At 64.3% G+C, this 20,045-nt stretch carries 14 protein-coding genes and 2 pseudogenes; 6 read left to right on the forward strand and 10 right to left on the reverse strand.

Annotation, left to right across the window (positions count from 1 at the left end; translation table 11 throughout):
* Position 1: 1 nt before the first annotated feature.
* From JHD80_RS17295 to JHD80_RS17305, 3 genes are all read right to left on the reverse strand, one after another.
* The gene (locus JHD80_RS17295) at positions 2-4,027 is read right to left on the reverse strand and encodes an Eco57I restriction-modification methylase domain-containing protein (protein ID WP_199089796.1); all 4,026 of its coding nucleotides are present in this window, start codon (positions 4,025-4,027) and stop codon (positions 2-4) included.
* Positions 4,024-7,275 carry a helicase-related protein gene (locus JHD80_RS17300; protein ID WP_349237294.1) on the reverse strand — a complete coding sequence of 1,084 codons (3,252 nt, stop codon included), beginning with the start codon at positions 7,273-7,275 and terminating at the stop codon, positions 4,024-4,026. The genes JHD80_RS17295 and JHD80_RS17300 overlap by 4 nt, the downstream gene beginning before the upstream one ends.
* A 361-nt stretch (positions 7,276-7,636) precedes the next feature.
* On the reverse strand, positions 7,637-7,849 hold the full coding sequence (locus JHD80_RS17305) for a helix-turn-helix domain-containing protein (RefSeq protein ID WP_199089798.1): 213 nt from the start codon (positions 7,847-7,849) through the stop codon (positions 7,637-7,639).
* Between the two features lie 221 nt (positions 7,850-8,070).
* Between JHD80_RS17305 and JHD80_RS17310 the strand changes: the two genes are divergently transcribed.
* The 4 genes from JHD80_RS17310 to JHD80_RS17325 all read left to right on the forward strand — a co-directional run bounded on the left by JHD80_RS17310 (position 8,071) and on the right by JHD80_RS17325 (position 12,097).
* On the forward strand, positions 8,071-9,393 hold the full coding sequence (locus tag JHD80_RS17310; protein WP_199089806.1) for a GYF domain-containing protein: 1,323 nt from the start codon (positions 8,071-8,073) through the stop codon (positions 9,391-9,393).
* A gap of 53 nt (positions 9,394-9,446) precedes the next feature.
* A complete protein-coding gene (locus JHD80_RS17315) occupies positions 9,447-9,842 on the forward strand; it encodes a hypothetical protein (protein WP_199089808.1) in 396 nt (131 codons plus the stop codon).
* Positions 9,843-9,896: 54 nt separating this feature from the next.
* Positions 9,897-10,511, forward strand: coding sequence for a hypothetical protein (locus tag JHD80_RS17320; RefSeq protein WP_199089810.1), 615 nt, complete (start codon positions 9,897-9,899; stop codon positions 10,509-10,511).
* A gap of 530 nt (positions 10,512-11,041) precedes the next feature.
* Complete coding sequence (locus tag JHD80_RS17325; RefSeq protein ID WP_199089811.1) at positions 11,042-12,097, forward strand: NAD(P)H-dependent flavin oxidoreductase; 1,056 nt, start codon at positions 11,042-11,044, stop codon at positions 12,095-12,097.
* A gap of 79 nt (positions 12,098-12,176) precedes the next feature.
* Here the strand turns inward: JHD80_RS17325 and JHD80_RS17330 are convergent, their stop codons facing one another.
* The 3 genes from JHD80_RS17330 to JHD80_RS17340 form a co-directional block, all read right to left on the reverse strand.
* Positions 12,177-13,064 (reverse strand): LysR family transcriptional regulator, encoded by an 888-nt coding sequence (locus JHD80_RS17330; RefSeq protein WP_199089813.1) that lies wholly within the window; start codon positions 13,062-13,064, stop codon positions 12,177-12,179.
* Positions 13,065-13,134: 70 nt separating this feature from the next.
* Entirely contained in the window at positions 13,135-14,079 is a 945-nt protein-coding gene (locus JHD80_RS17335) for a VOC family protein (RefSeq protein WP_199089815.1), read from the reverse strand.
* A 244-nt stretch (positions 14,080-14,323) separates the two neighbouring features.
* Entirely contained in the window at positions 14,324-15,223 is a 900-nt protein-coding gene (locus JHD80_RS17340) for a LysR substrate-binding domain-containing protein (RefSeq protein ID WP_199089829.1), read from the reverse strand.
* 133 nt (positions 15,224-15,356) lie between these two features.
* Between JHD80_RS17340 and JHD80_RS17345 the strand changes: the two genes are divergently transcribed.
* Complete coding sequence (locus JHD80_RS17345; protein WP_199089817.1) at positions 15,357-16,289, forward strand: ring-cleaving dioxygenase; 933 nt, start codon at positions 15,357-15,359, stop codon at positions 16,287-16,289.
* 72 nt (positions 16,290-16,361) lie between these two features.
* On the opposite strand, the gene JHD80_RS17350 is transcribed toward JHD80_RS17345, so the two are convergent.
* The 4 genes and pseudogenes from JHD80_RS17350 to JHD80_RS17360 all read right to left on the reverse strand — a co-directional run bounded on the left by JHD80_RS17350 (position 16,362) and on the right by JHD80_RS17360 (position 19,445).
* On the reverse strand, positions 16,362-17,315 hold the full coding sequence (locus JHD80_RS17350) for an AraC family transcriptional regulator (protein WP_199089819.1): 954 nt from the start codon (positions 17,313-17,315) through the stop codon (positions 16,362-16,364).
* Between the two features lie 212 nt (positions 17,316-17,527).
* Positions 17,528-18,073, reverse strand: a pseudogene (locus JHD80_RS17355) (isochorismatase family protein); the annotation flags it as partial.
* Positions 18,050-18,214: pseudogene (locus tag JHD80_RS28795) on the reverse strand (DUF1427 family protein); the annotation flags it as partial. The pseudogenes JHD80_RS28795 and JHD80_RS17355, both read right to left, overlap by 24 nt.
* Positions 18,215-18,398: 184 nt before the next feature.
* Complete coding sequence (locus JHD80_RS17360; protein WP_199089823.1) at positions 18,399-19,445, reverse strand: LacI family DNA-binding transcriptional regulator; 1,047 nt, start codon at positions 19,443-19,445, stop codon at positions 18,399-18,401.
* 123 nt (positions 19,446-19,568) lie between these two features.
* On the opposite strand from JHD80_RS17360, the gene JHD80_RS17365 reads away from it, so the two are divergent.
* Positions 19,569-20,045: dioxygenase (locus JHD80_RS17365; protein ID WP_282568406.1), on the forward strand; the 477-nt coding region annotated here is incomplete at its 3' end.

The following is a 20,045-nucleotide window of genomic DNA, read 5'->3' on the forward strand; positions in this document are numbered from 1 at the left end:
TTCAGGTCCGACTCTCAATGATCCTCACCGCGTCGATGGATTGCAGGTCGAAGAGCGTGGCGTAGAGAGCATGGGCGGGGTCCGCTAGGTGACGGGACCAGTCGTCGGCGCCGCGAACGAGGGCCGGACCTTCCAGGCCGACAAGGTTCATCAACCCAGCGGCGCGCGCGGTGTCGAAGGGGCGCAGATTGCGCCCATGGAGCTCGTTGGCGAAGAACATCTCGCAGACGAAGGCGTTGATGAGAGCTTCGAGGCGGGCTCCTTGAGCTGGACATGCCTGAAGCACTTCTACCAACAACTCCATCGCAGATTCGATTTCCGGGGCGACCTTCGGCACGGGAACCTTCTCCATCACATCAGAGAATGCGCGGAGATAACCGCCTCGAATGCTGTTGGAGACTTGCCTATAGAACCAGTCAAACACCGAACTATTCAGATATGCGGTCAACCATTTTGATTTCGTTGGAATAAAATAAGTCGTGTTTCCAGCAAAGTATTTCGCATCGTCCCACGCAAAGGATGGGCGTTCAAAAATGTCGGGATAAAGAATCTTCGACGTTTCAAATTCTTGCCAATATGCAATGTTGTCTTGGATTTCGTACCACATGTATGACCCGGCCTTTCGCCCCGGCCAACGCGCTCCTTTCCAATGTTCTGGCTTTGGTTCCAGGGCACCTCGATACTCTTCGAGGTGTTTCTTGACCGCGGGATAGCCGTCGATGTCGATGCCGCGTCGCGTAAAGATCAGCCACTTGTCCGCCGGTTCCACCTTCCACCGCCTCACATCGCGACCGCGGAGGAAGGGCTTGATGATCTCGTCGCTTTTCGGATCTGCGGCAATCAGTTCGGCGCGCTTGGCGCCGTCGACCACAAAGGCTTCGTTCAGTCCAGTCTTGATGCCGTAGTAAAAACGCCCCCGACACCATTCGCCGAGCGGCGTCCCGCCTGCGCGAAGGCGCGCGAGTAATTCGCGTTCGGCCTGAGGTTCTAACTGCCACCCGCCCGGTAAGAGATCGGCTTGCGGCATCGCGAAGGCTTCGACGGCGAAACGCTCAGGGAACCGTTTCACCGATTCCTTGGGATCCTCGCCTTCAATCGGCGTCCAGTTAAGCGATTGGATTGTCTCGTTCAACCGAGGCATGCCGGGCGAGGATTTGCGGGTGCCAACCAGAATGGTTGGATAGGCGATCGCTTCAAACACAGGCGCATCGCCGAAATCGATGATCTTCAGGATGCGCGCATGGGTGGAAAGCCATGCGCGCAGCTCCTTGCCGTATCCGGCGCGATACCACTTGTTTGAAGTAATAAAGGCTAGTGCCCCTTGCGATTTTAGGAGGCGAAGCGCGCGTTCGTAGAAATAGACGTAGATGTCCGCCGTTCCGACGAAGGTTTTATAGTCTGCCTTGAGCTGAGCTTTGGCAACCACTGGCTTGTCGTTGACGCGGAAGCTCTCGATCTTCTCTTGCCGGATATAAGGCGGGTTGGCGAAGGCAATATCGAACCAGCCTTCCTCGGCCGAGGCATCGAGCCCAAACATCCATTCGCCATCGAAGAAGGGCGCGAAGGCGTTGGGATCGAACGGATCCCAGGCGGCAAGCTTCTTGGCGTCGTCGCCGGCGAAGGTGTGGTCGCGCGCCACTTCGACAGCAATTTCCTTGCGCAGGGCCGCAATCTTCTTCTGCACCGCGCGCTTGGCGGCGCCATTAGGCGCGGCAAAAAAGGCGCGGTTGGCCTCACGTAGCGCGCGCTGGTTGGTCAGCAAGTCTTGGCTCACCAGTCCCGCCTGGCCACGACGGTGTAAGGGCGTAAGCGTGTTGGCGGCGACGAACTTTGCCTCCAGATTGGGCAGAGGCGTGATGCCGCGGTTGGGGCGGTCGGGGTGCTCCTTCTGCTCGACCGCCAGGCTGATGAAGCACCGCAGCTTCGCGATCTGCACGGCGATCGGCTGAATATCCACACCGTGCAGGCAGCGATCGATCAGGAACAGCTTGCGCGTGTAATCCGGATAGTGGCCGCTTTCGAACTTGGCGTCGAAATCGGCTAGCGCGGCTTTGGCCCTCTCGATCTCGGCCCCGCGCTCGTTGGCGGCGGGGATGGTGTCGGCTTCAGCGAGCCGCCGCTCATAATAGAGCCGGTTGCGCGCCTTCCACTTCTCGCCGCCCGGATCGAGCAAATCGAGCATGTGCACGAGCTTCTGGAGAAGGCCAAGCGGGAAGGCCCCCGACCCCACGGCGGGATCGATTGCCTTACAGCTTTCGATTGCCGCGATCAAAGCATCGACCTGGGCAGAGCTGAAGTCATGCGAGCGGCTGGCAAAGCTGAGCAGATCGCGGAGGCGCTTCTCATCGCCGTCGTTCGCGGCGCGGGCATCGGCCGGAGGCTGCTCGAGCCCCAACTCTCCGGGCATGGCGCCGAAGTCCAGCCCAGGTGCGCGCGGGCGCATAGCCCCGAAAGGCAGCTCCCGAGGAAGCTTCGGCAACAGCCAGGCGACCAGCGCCTCGTCGACCATGAAATCGACGACCTCGCGTGGGGTGTAGAAGCTACCCGATTTGTTGCGCGCTGTTGTCTTGGTGTCCTCATTGTAGGAGGCGAGCAGGTTCTCGAACACCTTGCCCAGCAGCTCGGGATCGAGCGCAGCCTCTTCCTCCAGAGGCGTGTTTTCCTCGACAGTGAATTTGTAGCGCTCGAACAGATCGATCAGGCCAGGCACGTTGCGCGGCGCCTTGGCCTTTTCAAACCAGGCGGATAAATCGACGCCCTTCGCGCCGCCGAAGAATAGCGCGTTGGGCAGGCGCGGCTGCCTGTCTGGCTGATCAGAGAAGCCGTCAATTCGGAGGATCAGACGCACGTTTTCCCGATCAGCAAGAGCAGCGCGCGCATCGTCGGCGGCGATCTCGGTATCGAGGCATTCGAATAGGCCGCCGTTCAGGAAAGGTACGCTGGCGAATGCATCCAGCGCTTTGTCTGGATCGGCGAAGAGCGTGGCGTGGCGATAAACATGGTGGCCCAGATAGTCCTTCGATTGCCCGGCAGCGTCCTGCCGCCAACGCCGCTCGGGCATTTCGGTATTGAGCGTGGCGAAGAACAGGTTCTGGAGAACGGCGAGGTAGTAGCCATGGCCTTCGGGCGTTGTGGCGGGTGGCTCCTTCAGAAGGCTAGCGAGCGCGCTGGCATCAAAAAGCTCCGCCGGGACCAGCCGCTTCTCCTTGATGAACCACACGAACATGAGACGCGTGAGGAGGCGAATCAGCGCGGTCTCCCTGGTGCCTTCGCCATGGCCTTGCCCTTTGGGGAATGACAGCGGTGCGCTGGTGCTCGCCCAAGCGAACCAAGTGGCCAGTTCTTCGTAGAAACGTTTGTTGAGTTCTGCGGCCGAGAGCGTGTCGAGCCACAGATCGTAGAGCGCGCGAAAATCCGAAGGTGTCTTGCGCTGGGCGAGCGCGGCGAGCGACAGGTCGGCCAGGATCTCGACGTGAGCGCGGTGCGGATTCGCAAGGTCGATGTCCTTGACAAGGCTGATGCGTCCTCCGACCACGTCGCGCGAGGCGTCACGGCGGTTAGCACGGCGATCAATCACTGCCAGCGTCGCCTGGCCGCCTTGCCGGAACAGCAGGATGACGGGCATCGAGAATCCGCGATTGAGTGCGCGCACGATTGCCACGAGTTGCCGGCGCGACCAGCCACCGTCATCGAGGTCGATCGCGAGGAAGACAAAGGAATCGATTGCGCCGCGCTGGAACGTCCCGCCGGTCGCTGGGGCGCCGCCACGTGACAGAGCAGGAAGCTCATCGCCAGTGAGCTGGAACAGGAAATGCACGCCGCGCCAACGGTCGAGCGTGTCGAAGCGCGTTGTTTCCATGCCCAACGCCACGAGAAAATCGGCGGGGCGGCTGGGGGCATCCAGCGTCTTGGGGCTGCGATAGCCCATCGCTTCTAGCAGTGCGCGGCCAGCGCCCTCGAGGTCGGCGCCGGTAAGCCCGCGAACCGCGTTGCGGATCGCAGCGAGACGTTCAGACGTGTGGCTCATGCCGCAACGTTCCCGGGGCGGACAATCAGCCAGGTGATCAGATCATAGTCCAGGCTGGCGCGGGCCTGCGTGCCTTCGTCGGGCACACGCGCGCCGCGTGCGCCCGCCAAGACCGCCAGCGCCCTCGTCGCCGATGTTTCTCCGATCGAGGCAACTGAGGCGCGGATCAGTGCGTCGTATCGTTCCATTTTCTCGCCATAGCCGGTTTCATCGTCGAATGCGTTGCACAATGCCTCGAAAGGCTCGCGATGCCCGATGCAGAGCGCTCGATACGCCTCCAGGATCGACTTGGGATGGCCAAAACCGAGGCGCACCGTGCCGTCATCCTTCACATAGACAAGATAATGAGGATCGAGTGGGTTAATCTTAGCCTGCTGGGGATTTGGATCAGGCGGGCGGCGGCGCAGGCAGAAGATGGCACCAGGATCGAGGGTGCCACCTACGATTTCATTGGGCACGATCGCGTGGAGCCCCAGCGGCGCGGCGCGCAGCGCCTGTTCATTGCTGCGCGCGAAGCTGAGCAGGTCGGCGCGGAAATCATCAAGCGCAAAATCGGCCAGTGTCACGCCTCCGCCTGTTTCCTCCAGATCGAACACTTCATTCTTCAGGCGCAGCAATTGTTCGTCACGCCAGCGCGCATCGCCATCGGCCTCAGCGCGTGCGTTGAGCAGATCATCTTCGCCAGTTGCCGAGAGATCGACCAACGCCATGCGTGCCTCCACCCGATCCTTGAGGCGCAAATATTTGTTTAGGTCCTCTGTCGGCCAGAAATTGACCATACGGATCGTAGTGTTGCGGCTGCCGATCCGATCAATCCTTCCGAAGCGCTGGATTAGACGCACCGGATTCCAGTGAATATCGACATTCACCAGCAGGTCGGCGTCTTGAAGATTCTGGCCCTCGGAAATGCAATCCGTGGCAATCAGTAGGTCGATCTCAAGGCTAGTTTCAGCGCCGCGCATCGACGCGCGGCGCTTGGCTCGGGGCGCGAAATTGACCAGCACGTCCTGGAAGCGCGCACTGCCGAACGTTGTCTTGCAGCCGTCACCTGTCACCAGCGCGGCCTGCAGCCCGCATTCGCGCGAGAGAGGCAGCAACTCCTCATAGAGATAACGGGCGGTATCGGTGAAGGCAGTGAATAAGATGATCTTGCGGTTGGCTTCGCCATCGCGATTGGTCGTGGGATTAGCTGCCTTTGCGCGGATGACGTCCTTAAGTCGGTCCAGCTTGGCATCGCGATCGGGCGTGACCTGGTGCGCTTCATTGGCAAGCGCGGCGATCCGCTCGCGATCGCGTGTCAACGCCGCCTTCCACGCTGTCCGGTCGATATGGGCGAGGTTGTATTTGAGCGCGCCGCCAACCTCGAAAGCTTCTTCCAGCTCCTCGTCCAGTTCGATCTCGTCCGGAGCTAGCGTGTCGATCGCAGCCGTCGCATCGAAGCTATCGAGATCGCGGAGCCGTTGGTCGATCCGAGCGATCATCCGGTCCATCGTTTGGCGGAACGAGCTTACAGAGCTTTCCAGCCGCTTTAGGAAGCCGACCTTCATCATCGCGACGAGATATTTTTCGCGATTGGCCTGATCGAAGTTTCCGCCCGTGTCATACAGCGCGCGATACTTCGGGAGCACGAACGTCAGCGGCCCATAAAGTGCGAGTTCCAGCTTGCTGATCGCGGCATCGACGTCCTCGAACCCCGGAAAGCCACCTCGGCTGTCGATGCTGGCGAAAACAGATTCTGGCGCGGCCCGCTTTGGGAAACCGCCGATCTTTTGCATCGAAGCCGCATAATGGCGCTCAACGTGCCTGCGGGAACGCGCGATAGTCACACCGTCGAGCAGGCCAAACAGCGCGGGCGGCAGCTTGTTCAAAAGTTCGCCGGCGTCGCGACTGCCGCTCTTTGCCCAATCGGCAAAGCGCCGCTGCGCGCCGCCGATAAGCGTGCCCAAGCTTGGAACGCCCAGGCTCGCGAAGCCGTCGCCTCTGTCTGCCGAGATCAGGTCGAGTTGAGCTTTCAGGTCACCCAAATCATTGTTCACCGGCGTGGCCGAGAGCAGCAGGACCTTGGTCTTAAGCCCTGCCTTGATTACGTCATCCAGCAGCCGCTCGTAGCGGCTACGACGCCCGCCTCCGCTCTTGTTCCGGGATGCGCTTCGAAAATTGTGGGATTCGTCAATTACGACGAGATCGTAATTGCCCCATTCGATCCGCGCGAGATCGATGTCACCGACTTTCCCTCTCTCGCGCGAGAGGTCGGTGTGGGACAGAACGGTGTACCCGAACCTGTCTTCGCGCAACGGATTCATCTCGCTGTTGTTGGTGGCGAGATACTCCGTCCAATTTTCGCGCAGCTTCTTCGGGCAGAGCACTAGCACGTTCTTGTTGCGCTTCTCGAACCACTTGACGACCGCAAGGGCGGTAAAGGTTTTGCCCAAGCCCACGCTGTCGGCGAGGATACAACCCCCATGCTTCTCGATCTTCGCAAGCACGGCACGTAGGCCATCACGCTGGAAATCGAACAGCGCGCGCCAGATCGCTGTTTGCTCGAACGCAGTCTGCTGTATCAGCGCATCTTCCGTCGCCTGATCGGCCAGGAAGTCGCCAAATAGGTGCAGTAGCGTCTTGAAATAGACGAGCTCGGGAGCAGCGTGGGCGTAGCTGGCTTGTAGGGCGCGAAGCACTTCCTCGCGCACATCCTCGGTAAGGTTCGTGTCACTCCACAGCTCGTCGAACCAGGCCAGCAGATCCTCTCGATCGCGGTCGCTATCGACGACCAAATTGAGCTCGATGTTCGACGAATCGCCCAACCCGAGCCCGTTGGCTGTGAAGTTCGAACTGCCAAGTATGGCATGCGGACGGCGTCCGTCATCGATATGGACCAGCTTGCCATGCAACAGGCCGGAACGCCTGACCGAACGTATCTCGACTCGGTCCTTAATCCATTGGGCGCAGCGTAGAGCCGCGGGCCGTTGCCTGATTTGGTCAGTGAGGCGTAGCCCAGACTCATCGAATGAGAAGGCGGGCGGGACAAGCCCTGCATTGTCCGCGTCCTTCAGGAATCTCGGCTCACCAAAGAGGAAGCGCATCTGCCCGACGCTGTCCAACGTCGTGCGGAGACAATCGTAAGCGAAGGTCGTGAAATAAGCCGAGACAACCGACAGGCGGCTGCCAGGGACCGCGCGTTCAGTGATGAACTCGCGGACCGCTCCCCTGCTGCGGTTATCTCTGATGCCCGATCGCCCCGCTTTCACGCCTATTCCTTAATAATCAACACCGGACGCCAGAGGCGACGATACTTTCAATGCCAAGATAGGCTTGATCGAATTTCAAAGCTTATCGAGCGCCGCAAATTCGGATGCGGCGGCCCCCCAAGATTCTCAGGAATCTTGGCATCTCTTAGCCCGCCTTCGCAACGGCGATGATCGCGGCGGGGGCACCGATATCTGGCTTTGCCAACAGCAGAATCGTATTTGCTCAAGGAGCTGAACATCACCGTTTCAGCTATCTGACGCAATTCGCAAAGCGAGGGGCGTTTCTCACCACGCAAAGTGACGGGGAGAGCCGTACTTATCAAGCTGCATTCGCCAGAGGCTAGCGGCGCCAAAGTTGATACTAGTCGGGACGTTTCAATAAGTCGGCGGCTTCGACACCAAGAACACGCGCTATCCGGTCGACGACATCGATTCCCGCCGCGTACACGCTGCGTTCCAGCGAGCTGACATACGTGCGGTCGATGCCAGCGCGATGCGCCAATTCCTCCTGCGACAAGCCGCGCGCCTGTCGCAGCCTCCGCAGATTCAATGCCAGGACCTCACGAATTTCCATCCGCGGGACGGCAGCGCCTTGTCGAGTATTCGGCTACGGAGTATTCTCTACAATCGACGGGAGGAAGATTTCCAACGTCACGCGTCGTCTTCCGACGCAACAACATCCCGGTGGGCGTGAACCTACGGGAAGGGCTGGGAAAGTCGCGGATCAGCGAAGACGCGCCGGGGAAGCAGAACCGGGCGAGCGCTTGGGCTGCCCCATCCTGGGCGATTTAGAGGATGGGGCTGACTGGCGTGAGCGACTGGTACTACGAGAAGAACGGCGAACGCGGCGGGCCGGTTAGTGGCGACGAGCTGAGAGCGATAGTGGCGAGCGGGGCGATCGGCCTCGCCAATCTCGTCTGGACGGCGGCCTTCGGCAGCGAGTGGAAGCGGCTCGGCGATACCGAGCTTGTGCCGTTGCAGCCGATCCTCCCACCGCCGTTGCCGGCCATAGAACCGCCGGCCCTCCCGCCCAAGTCCGAGCAGCCCACTTCCGAGCCGAACGACTTCCTGGACAGCGAGCTCGCCAAGGCGCTGATCGGCAGGAAGCAGGACCACTATCTCGCAAAGTGGCGGGCCATTCTGGCGAAGGCCGGCGGCGATCCCGCGAAGATCGCGACGACGAGTTCATGGAACTGGCCGGCGCTGTTCCTGCCCTATGGCTGGCTGCTGTACCGCAAGTTCTACGTCCTTGGCGGCATCGTCCTGGCTTTCCAGCTCGCCTATGTGCTGCTGCCGGATAGCGTCCCGACCTCGGTTGCCCGCGGTTTCCTCTTCGCCACCTTCGGTCTGGGCGTCGGCTTCGCGCTCTACGGCAACGCCTGGTATCTCGATGCCGTCCGCAAGCGCTGGGAAGCCCTGCGCCAGGAACGGGACCAGACGGCCGCGCTGGCGAAGGCCAGGCAGACCGGCGGCGTCAATCTCATCGCGCCTATCGTGGCGTTCGCCCTCGTCATCGCCGCAGCCGTCGTGCCACATCTCAATCTGCCCGGCTGGGGCGGCTACGTCGCGTTGGTCCGCGACGGTTACATGACCGGCTATTCCAGCACGACCATCGGCAAGGCGCTCGCCGCCAGCTTCGACAATGCCGAGTGGCAGGCCTTCACCTCCGACAAGGGCGCGACGGTGGTGAAATTCACGGGCAAGATCAATGCGAGCCTGCATGCGAATGCGATCGAGCAGCTCATGCGGCCGGTCAACGCGGCCGCGACCGAAAACGACATCAATGCGCGCTATGGCAGCTACGATACGCTGCTGCCCTACTACCAGACGGCGATCGACCACCTGAAGGCCCGCAACCGGCTTCAACCGATCGCGGACAAGCATGGTTGCGCACAGCAGACGACGCTGGCGGCCTGCGATGCACTGCGGGCGACCTTCACTCTCATGCGCGAGGTGGTCCAGACCTGGGCCGAGGATGCCTATTGGCCGGTCGGCGAGCCGGTCGAGATCCAATGGACCGTCAATCCGGACGGACGCAGCTTCAGCCTGGCGAGCATGAACAGCAATGCATGGAAGGGGAAGCCGTTCAGCGACATTTTCGCCGTGCTCTACGACTGAGCGAGCCCCGCGCCAGCAACCCGCATCTCTTCAGCCGACCGCGAGGCTCGACCATGCGCCTGCCCCTCATCATCGCCGCCTGCCTTGCGGCCACCGCCGCCGTCGCCCAGGTGCCGCGCATCAAATGGCGGCCGATGGACTTTCCGCCGACGACGACCATCGAAGTCACCGTCCAGGGCGAGCAGCGCGACCTCGGCCCGTTCCGGCTCTTCTACGAGTTCGCCAAGATGCAGAACTGGTCCTGCGCCTTCGACAATGCCGGCGGGCCGCGTTCCGGCCCCTCGACGCTGAGCTGCCAGGCGCCGGGCAAGCCAGCCTGGGATTTCTACGTCGAGCACTATCCCGACGAGAAGCGGCTGGTCTTTGTCGAAGGCAATTTCGCCGGCAATCCACGCACGGGCGAAGAGGTCGGCGGCATGCTGGCAATTTTCTTCAAGAACATGCGCTGACCGAACGGTCACGCGCTCCGCCAAAGCCTGTCTATTCCCGCCACCAGGTGTCCGATGACCAGAACCGCTATCCTTCTCGCCGCTGCCCTGACTTGCTCCTTGGTCGGCAGCAGCGCGATCGCCCAAGTGCAGCCTGCCCCCCAAACCGGAGAGATCGCGGCTACCGTCACCACGTTTTGGATCACCACCAAAGCGCACACGCGGCCGGATCTGAAATCCTATGTCCGCTACTCGGTGAACAAGGACGCGACGACGCTGATCCAGCAGATGAGTTTCGTCTGCCCCAAGAGCCGACGCACATTCACCCATCTCGACTTCTTCCTGAAGGACATGATCGCGCAGGGCGCGCCCTATCCGTCGCTGCACGACAAAATCGACGGCCAGTTCAGCCTCGACGGCCAAGGCCCGTTCACGCTGCCGGGCGTTTCCCTCGGCATCGAGCTCTATTTCGATCGCTCGCCCGTGGCCTACAAACAACTCGACCAGGTGCTGAACGCCAAGCTCATTCAACTGCGCCTCGGCCAAGCCAAGCTCGCCTACAACACCGACGGTGAATTCGACGAGCTCATGCGCGAGATCCTGCGAGAGAACACGAGCTTGACCGGCTTCTTCACCACAAAGGCCATGCTCGCCGACTGCCGCAAATACCGGGGGGAGAGCGCTCGCTAGCCCCTGCCACGTTTGCTACAATCATTTGCTACAAAACCATCCTGTTTCGTTCACCCCGGCAGTCGTAACTGCTTGTTAAAATTGGTGCCGTGAAACTGGCTGAGGGTCCTAGTCCCCCAGCCATTCACATGGCTTTCCTCGGTTCTCCGGCACCTCGACGCAACGGCGCGCGCGCATCCGCGCGACGAGGCCGTGACGGTTCCCGTTGGACGTCACGACGCTGCCGGTGTGCCGCTGCTGCATCGTCTCCCCCTCGACCCGCCTAAGCGAACCCGGCGAGCGCCCTGCCGGAATTTGCCGCCTCGTCATGCCGGTCGGTGGCGAGGAGCTGGGATTCGACATTTTAGGCCGGAGCAGGTTGCCAGCCCAGGAATACCACGAGCGGCGTGCGTCGGGCTAACCGCGCCGCCTTGTCACACGGAACCCGTTTCGCTCAATCCTGCACCGTGGATGGGCTGACCTTCGCCTTTGAGATCGGCGCGTGGCGGCGGAGAATGGCCACTGCCCGTCCGGCCTCTTGAGGAACGATCATGACCAGCACCGCCCAAGCGCGCCTGCTCGACCTCTTCGGCATCGAATTGCCGATCATCCAGGGGCCGATGGCCCTGGCATCGACGCCGGAGATGGCGATCGCCGTCAGCGAGGCCGGCGGCCTGGGCTCTCTGGCCGGCGCGCAATACAACGAGGCAGGCCTGCGGGCCGCGCTCGACACGGTTCGGGCGGCCACGCGCCGGCCGATCAATGTCAACTTCTTCTGCCATACGCCACCCGTCGACGACGCGGCGCGCCAGGCGGTCTGGCTGAAGCGCCTGACCGGCTACTATGCCGAAGCCGGACTCGATCCGGACATGCCGAAGACGCCGAGCGGGCGCACGCCCTTCGACGCCGCCCTTGCGACGGTCGTCGAAGACTGTCGCCCCGAGGTCGTGAGCTTTCATTTCGGCCTGCCCGCGCCGGAGCTGCTCGATCAGGTAAAGCGCACCGGCGCCAAGATCATCGCGTCCGCAACCACCGTGCCCGAGGCGCTCTGGCTGGCCGAGCGCGGTGTCGATGCCGTCATCGCCATGGGGGCCGAGGCGGGCGGCCATCGCGGCATTTTCCTCAACGACCGCGTTTCCGAGCAGGTCGGCACGTTCGCGCTGGTGCCGCAGGTGGTCGATGCCGTGTCCGTCCCAGTGATCGCCGCCGGGGGCATCGCGGACCGGCGCGGCGTGGAAGCTGCCTTCGCGCTTGGGGCGGCCGCCGTTCAGGTCGGTACCGCCTATCTGTTCACGCCGGAGGCCAGCATCTCGCCGACTTATCGCAAGGCGCTCGGCATGCGCGAGCGGCCGACCGCGATCACCAATCTATTCACGGGCCGGCCGGCGCGCGGCATCGTCAACCGGGCTATGATGGAACTGGGTCCGCTCTCCGATCTCGCTCCGGCCTTCCCGACCGCCGGCACGGCGCTGGGACCGTTGCGCAGTGCTGCCGAGGCGGCCGGCCGGGATGATTTCACCTTGCTCTGGGCCGGCCAGTCCTTTGCCCTTGCCAAGCCGATGTCGGCGGCGGAGCTGACGCGCATGCTCGCCGGTCGCACCATCTGACTGCCGCGACCGGTCGCGCCTGTCGCCTACCGGGCCGGTATCTGCAAGGTGCGCGGCGAAGGCGAAGCTGCCATCCCCGCTACCGCAGCAATCCGCTCAGAATTCCCGCGACGTGTCGGAGGGCGGCATCCTTCGCGCGGCGGCGGTGCCAGGCGAGATGGAGCTGGAAGCCGGCTACCGGAATGGGCGGCGGAAACGAGACCAGCCCGGTGAAATCGGGCAGGATTCGGGACGGCAGCAGCGCGATCATGTCGGAGCCCAGGAGCAGGCCCGGCACCATCTGGAAATTGGGCACGACGAGACCGACGCGCCGGGACAGACCGCGCCCGGCCAGTTCGGCATCGACCGGTGTCCGCGTATCGCCGCGGCCGGACACCAGAATATGCGGATAGGCCAGCCATTCCTCCAGATTGAAGGTTCCGGACGCCGGGTGCCCCGCACGCATGGCGACGCGGTAATGCTCGGTCAGGAGCTCTTCGCGATGCAGATCGTCCTCTGCCGGCGGCAGGACTGCAATGGCGATGTCGCTGGTGCCGTCCACCAGCGCGGTGCGGGCCGCATCGGCGCCATGCCAAGGCTGGATCACCACGTCGATCCCGGGAGCGGAGCGCTGCAACTCCCGCTGCAGCGGCGGGATGACGAACAGTGCCGGGTAGTCGGCCGTCGTGATGCGGATCGACTGATGGATCTCCGAAAGCGGAATCTCTGGCGGGGCGACGAGGTCGACGATACCGGCCAGTAGCGATTTCAGCGGCGCGCGCAAGGCCTCGGCCTTCGGCGTCAGGTACATGGTGCCGCGCCCGCGCTCCAGAAGCTCGTCGCGAAACAGATGGCGGCAGCGTTGCAGGGCCGCCGACGCGGCCGGCTGCGACAGGCCGAGCCGGTCCGCGGCCCGGCTGACATGCGCCTCATCGAGCAAAGCATCGAGCACGACGAGCAGATTGAGATCGAATGACCGCAAATTCATGAATCGGATAATACGACATATCGACGGTCGCTTGAGGGCATTTTCGCAGGCCCGCTCGATCGGCCTTGGCCTATCCTGCCTGATCGAAGCTTTCGCCGAGCGGCGGCAAAATCCGCAACAGCTCGCCCTGCCGGTCCCGCAGGCTCGGCGGGAAAATCAGGCGGGTCCCCAAGGCCTCGCGGGTCTCGTCGATGAGCAAGCCCGGGCCATCCGTCGAAACCTCCATCAGGATGCCGTCGGGACCGCGAAAATAGAGCGAGCGGAAATAATAGCGATCCTTGACCGGGCCGGCGACGATCCCGAGACGCTCCTGCAGCCTGGCCGCGATCGCCGCGAGATCGTCATCGTCCCGGGCGCGGAAAGCGACATGATGGATCGCGCCGGCGCCGATCCTGGGCCGCGTCTGCTCGGGCCGCCGATGCAGGCAGAGCCGGCCGCCGGGGCCGCCATGGGCCGAGAACACGATCCGGTCGCCCACGCTCTCGATTTCGGCAAAGCCCAGGACCTCCGTGAGGATCCGCGCCATCAACGCCGTGCCACGCAGGCTCAAGGTCACGCCGAGAAGCGCGCGGATGGTACAAGCCTGCGGGATATCGGGTGGAGCCCGGCTCGCAACGGGCGCCTGCTCAGCGCCGACGAGGGCAAGCGGCGTGTGGTCCGGATCCTCGAAGGCCAGCTCGAGGCGCCCCTCTGGCCCGTTCACGCGCCGGCACGTCACCTTGCAGGCGGAGAGCCGTGCCTCCCACCAGTCCATCGCCTCCGGCGCGATCGCGAAGGAGATATGTTCGGAGCCGTCCGAGCGCGGCTCCGCTGCGGCGCTCGACCAGGAGAAGAACGAGAGCCGGCTGCCGGGCGAGCCGTCCTCGTCGCCATAGATCAGATGGTAGGCCCCGGGGTCCTCATGGGTCACGGTCCGCTTCACCAGACGCAGGCCGAGCACCCGCGTATAGAAATCGAGATTGCGGGACGCATTCGTGGCGATTGCGGTGACATGATGCAGCCCGCGCCCGGTCATCGTCGCGATCCTCCGCCTCGACGGCATCGCACGTTCAGCGTGCGAAGCGGGCCGCAGCCCGGCTCGCCCGGCGCCCGAAGAGCGATTCCAAGGCAGTTTCTGACGGAGGTCTTGGACAATGGCACGATCGTTTGGACGGGAGCGTCACGGAACCCCGTTCGCGCCGGAACTGTAAGCAGAAAGGCGCCGCACGCTCAATGGAGCCGGGCGAGCCCGGCCGAACCGCCTCTTCAGCGCCTACGCCTCAAAGCGGACTTGTCTGCGTGACATGGACCTCGAAGAAGTCCGAGAAGGTCGCGACGCGCAGCGGCAGGCGCTCGTAAGGCGGATAGAACAGCGTCAGCCAGAGATCGTCCGGCCGCCATGTTTCCAGCACGGGCACCAACTGCCCCGAAATCAGCGCATCGGCGACGATGAAGCGTGGCAGCAGCGCGATGCCCTCGCCGTTGGCGGCGAGTTCCGCCAGGAGGTCGCCGCTATCGGCCCTGAAGCGGCCGGCCGCTCGCATTGCAACGCGTTTGTCGCCTTGCCGCAGCTCCCAGCTTTCGCCCGCTGGGTCGGTGCCATAAGCCAGCAAATCGTGCTCGGCCAGATCCTCGGGGTGGTCCGGCGCGCCGCGCGCCGACAGATAGCCCGGCGCGGCGACCAGGAGACGCGGCACGGGGCAGAGCTTGCGCCAGATCGTCGACTTGTCCGTCGGTACGCCCGAGATGCGGATGGCGAGATCGACGCTGCCGTCGAGGATGTCGACGAAGCTGTCGGTCAGGCTCAGCGCCACCCGGACGGAAGCGTGGACCAGCCCGAACTGCATCAGCACCGACGGCAGCACCTTGAGCCCGAGCGACAACGGTGCGGCGATGCGCAGGGCGCCCGCGACCAGCCCCTGCGTCTCGCGGGTTTCCTGCGCCGCCTGCTCCAGCCCTGCGGTCAGCGGGCGCACGCGCTCGGCATAGAGCGCGCCGGCTGCGGTGAGTGCCACCGTCCGCGTCGTGCGGATGAAAAGCTGCACGCCGAGCCGTGCCTCCAGCGCCGCGATGGCGCGCGTGGCGGCGCTCGGCGTCATGCCGAGAGCGGCCGCGGCGGCAGCGAAGCCCCGCTTCTCCGCCACTGCCAGGAAGACGCGAACCGCTTCGAGTTCACCGATCAAGAGGCCATTCCATTATCGCAATTCGAGCAACAATAAGCTGACAAAAACGACTATTCAAGCAATGGGCAATCGGATCCATCTTCCTGCCAACACCGGGCGAAACCCCGGCAAGGCATTCGGAGACAAAGCCATGCTCAAGCAGATCAAGGGTCTTCATCACGTCACCTCGATGGCGGCGGACGCCCAGACCAACAACAGCTTCTTCACGCACACGCTCGGCCTGCGCCGGGTGAAGAAGACCGTCAATTTCGATGCGCCGGACACCTATCACCTCTATTACGGCGACGAGATCGGCACGCCGGGCACGGTGATGACCTATTTCCCGTTCGCGCAGATCCCCCGGGGGCGACGCGGAACCGGAGAGGTCGGCGAGACCCAGTTCGCGGTCGCGCCCGAGGCTCTGGCCTATTGGAAGGAGCGCCTGGAGAAGACGGGCGTCGGCGGCATCGGTGAAACCGAGCTGTTCGGCGAGAAGCATCTGCGCTTCCAGGGTCCGGACGGGGACGGCTTTTCACTGGTCGGCGTTTCCGGCGACAAGCGTGCGCCCTTTGCCGGCGGGCCGGTCCCGGCCTCCGAGGGCGTCCACGGCTTTCGCGGCGTGACCCTGCGCCTGCAGGACGAAGGAGCGACCGGCGAATTGCTGAAGTTCATGAACTACGAGGTCGTCGACAAGCAGGGCGCGGTGACGCGCTATGCCGTGCCGGGCGGCAACGGGGCCGATATCGTCGATGTCGAGACGCTTCCGGGTGCGGACAGGGCGCGGCAGGGTGCCGGCTCGGTCCACCATGTCGCCTTCGCCGTGGACAACAAGGCCGCTCAGGCCGAGGTGCGCAAGGCCCTGATGGATACCGGCTACCAGGTCACCCCGCAGATCGATCGCGACTACTTCTGGGCGATCTATTTCCGGGCGCCCGGCGGCGTGCTCTTCGAGATCGCGACCAACGAGCCCGGCTTCGCCCGGGACGAGGACACCGCCCATCTCGGCGAGGCGCTGCAACTGCCGCAGCAGCACGCCCATCTGCGTGCCGAGATCGAGCGCATCCTGCCCACGCTCAAGGATTGAGCGAGCCAAAGACCCGCCGCCACGGCGGCGGGTCTGCCCCACGATATGCAACGGAGCGCCGAACGAACCGGCTCAGGCGGGCGAAAGCTTGTCCGGGCCGGTTTGCCTGTCGCCCTGGCCGCGGCGCCAGGCTCCGGGGCTCGTCCCCGCGAGCTGCCGGAAAACCCGCGTGAAATGGCTCTGGTCGCCGAAACCGCACATCAGGGCGATGTCGGACAGCGGCAGGTGCTGCTGGGACAGATGCTCCTTCGCCTCGGCGATCCGCAATTGCATCAGGTAGCGCTGCGGGGCGACCCCGGTGCTCTGCCGAAAGGCGCGGGCGAAATGGCTCGGCGTCAGCCGGCACTCGCTTGCCACCTGCGCGATCGTCAGGTTCGAGGCCAGGCGCGCCGCCATGATCTCCCTCGCCCGGCGCAATTGCCAGGCGGCGAGCTGCCCGAACCGGGCGGAGGGGTTCGTTTCGAGCCCGCCATAGGCCTGCGCGAAATGGACCAGCAGGCCGAGCGCTAGCTGATCGACCAGCAACTGGTTCGCGCCGGGCGCGGCGCAGGCGTGAAGCAGGGCATGCGAGAGCCCCCAGAGCACCTCGTCGCGCGCATCTCCCTCCCAGCGCAGGCTCGACGCCACCCGGCCGCCATGCTGCGCGGCGATCGTCGCGACAGCCTCCGCCGGGACATAGAATTGCAGGGCGTCGAACCGCCCCTTGAACTGCCATTGCGGGTCTTCCCGCAGGTCGACGACGTTCACGGATTTGGCGCGGAACGCGCCCGAACGCTGCCGCTGGCCACCTCGCCAGCAGGCATGGCCTTCGAGGTCGTCGATCTGGTGGAGGATGGAGAACGCTCCCTCGCCATCGGCGGTTTGCGTACGCTCCCGGAAACGGCGCCCGCAGAAGAGCCGCGTCGCGGCCAGCCCCGGCTGTCCGTCGAGACGAAACAGGGAGACGAGGCGCCCCTCCATGCCGAAATGATCGGCGACGCGCTGGCCATAGAATTCCTTGGACGCGCCAGCCGCCGTCATCTCCATGGCGCCCTCCCCAACAACCACGCGGCGCGATTTCGCGGCCCGGTCGCAGCCGCCGGTTTCGGACGCCGCTCCGCCCCGGCCCCGACGATAGCGAGCAATGCCGCAGACGGAAAGACGCCCGGTTGCCGGATGGCGCCCTGCGCGACGGCCCCGGAGGCGGGGCGCGAAATGCCGTCGCGAGCGCACCCGGGCGCCCGCGAAGGCGGTTCGGCTCAGTTGGTGATCTTGGCGGGGTTCGGCCCGATGGTCTCGCCATGGGCGACGCGCTCGGGCGCGTCGTGGACCATGGTGTAGGCGTAGTCGACGCCCATGCCGTAGGCGCCGGAATGCTCCTTCACGATCGCCATCACGGCGTCGTAGGTGTCGCGATGGGCCCAGTCGCGCTGCCATTCGAGCAGGACCTGCTGCCAGGTCACCGGCACGCAGCCGGCCTGCACCATCCGGTCCATCGCGTATTTATGCGCGTCGCTGGAGGTGCCGCCCGAGGCATCCGCCACCATGTAGATCTCGTAATCCGTATCGTGGAGGCAGGACAAAGCGAACGTCGTGTTGCAGACTTCCGTCCAGAGGCCCGACACCACCACCTTCTTGCGCCCCTCAGCGGCGTTGACGGCGAGCGCGTCGCGCACGTTCTGGTCGTCCCAGGAGTTCATCGAGCTCCGCTCGAGGATCTTGTTCTGCGGGAAGACCGCCAGAAGCTCGGGATAGGTGTGGCCGGAGAAGCTGTTCGTCTCGACGGTGGTGATCGTCGTCGGGAGCGGCGGCAATTGCTCGCCGATCAGAATCCCGAGCAAGCCGACCAGCGCCACCACGGGCGGCGCCGGGGAGCGCACATTGATCAGGCTGTAGATGACGCCGACAAGAAGGCCGGCGCCAAGCGACATGAGATAGATTTTCATCGCCGAACTCTCCGCCCGGGGCGTTCAGTACGGAAGGCATTCCATGTCCGGCAGGCTGGCTTTTGGCGCCGCTCGCCGTCTTGTCCGTTTCGTCGATTCCTTGCCGAAATTCGCGGGCACGCGAGCGCCGAAAGTTAGCCGGAATCCCTCCCTCGCCGGCATTGGAACGCCGGGAAAAGGAGCCTCAGTGACGCCCCCGTCCCGGCTCCCGTGTCGACCCCCGCAGGACGAGTTCGGCCGGCATCAGCTTCACCGTGGCCTCGGCCGCGGGATCGGCGAGTTTTTCCAGCAGGAGCTGTGCAGCGGCCTGCCCCATCTCGGCATGGGCAATGCGGACGGTCGTCAGCGGCGGGTCGATCATGTCGACCAGCGGCATGTCGTTATGGCCGACGATCGAAAGGTTGCCGGGGCAGGACAGCCCGCGCCGCTTCAGCTCCAGATAGGCACCGAGCGCGAGCAGGTCGTTGCTGGCCGCGATCGCCGTCAGGCCGGGCGAAGCGTCGAGCAGAGCCGCCGTCGCCGCCTGCCCCTCGGTGCGGTTATAGGCCCGGGCAACGGCACTCGCCGACGGATCGAGCCCGGCGGCGAGCATGGCGGCCTCGAACCCCCTGCGGCGCAGGATGCCGGTCGAAAGTCCTTCGGGACCGGCCAGATGTCCGATCCGGCGATGGCCGAGGCCGGCGAGATGCTCGACCGCAAGCCGCATGCCGCAGAAGTCGTCGGACGCCACGGTCGCGGCACGCGCCTCGTCCTCGGCACGGTTGACCAGGACCGTCGGCACGCCAGCATCGAGGCAGACGGTCAGGACCGGATCGCTGCGCCTGGCCGTGGCGAGCACCAGCCCGTCGACACGCCGGGCGATCAGTTCCTCGACGATCGCGGTCTGGCGCGCGGGATCGGCTCCACCATCGGCGACCAGCATCGAATAGCCCGCCTCGGCCAGCGCCGCGCCGACGCCGTCGAGGATCGGCGCGAAGACCGGATTGGCGAGATCTGGCAGCACGACGCCGACGAGCCTCGACCGGCCCGTCCGCAAGGACGCGGCGATGACATCGCGGCGATAACCCTGCCGCTGCGCCTCCGCCCTCACCTTCTCGACCACTTCGGGCGAGATGCGATGGGCCTGGGCCGGATCGAGGGCACGCGCCGCCGTCGAGCGGTGAACGCCGGAAGCCTCGGCGATCGACTGCAGGGTCGCCGAGCGTGCGGCTTGGGATGCTGCTGATTTCATTGCGATTCTGATGCGCGGACCGACCACCGCAACAGAGCATGATTTGCGCGGCTTGACAACGTGCGATCGATTGCATAATTGGTTATGCAATCGATCGCACTATAAGCATCGGAGGAAACCACCATGGCAGCCAAGGAAGCGGCCGGCGGCGCGGGGCAGGCACTCCGCTCCCACATCATCGAGACCGAGGCGGCAGTGACGCCGGTCGCGCTCGATGCGATGTCGCGGGCGCCGAACGCGCGCCTCAGGGAGGTGATGTCGGCCTTCGTGCGGCACATGCATGCCTTCGCCCGTGAGGTCCGGCTGACGGAAGACGAGTTCGAGCTGGGCCTCGACGTCCTCAACCGCATCGGCAAGGCGACCAATGACAGCCACAACGAGGCCGTGCTGTTCTCGGACGTGATCGGCTTCTCGACGCTGGTCTGCCTGCTGAACAACGGCCAGAACGGCGCGACCGAGACGGCCGCCGCCCTGCTCGGCCCGTTCTGGCGGATGAACTCGCCGGAGACGCCGAACGGCGGCTCGATCATCCGTTCGGAGACGCCCGGCCCCGCGCTCTTCGCCAATTGCCGCTTCACCGATCCCGAGGGGCGCCCGCTT

This window comes from Allobosea sp. ASV33 (genome assembly GCF_016428755.1).
In the GTDB taxonomy this organism is placed as follows: Bacteria; Pseudomonadota; Alphaproteobacteria; order Rhizobiales; family Beijerinckiaceae; genus Allobosea.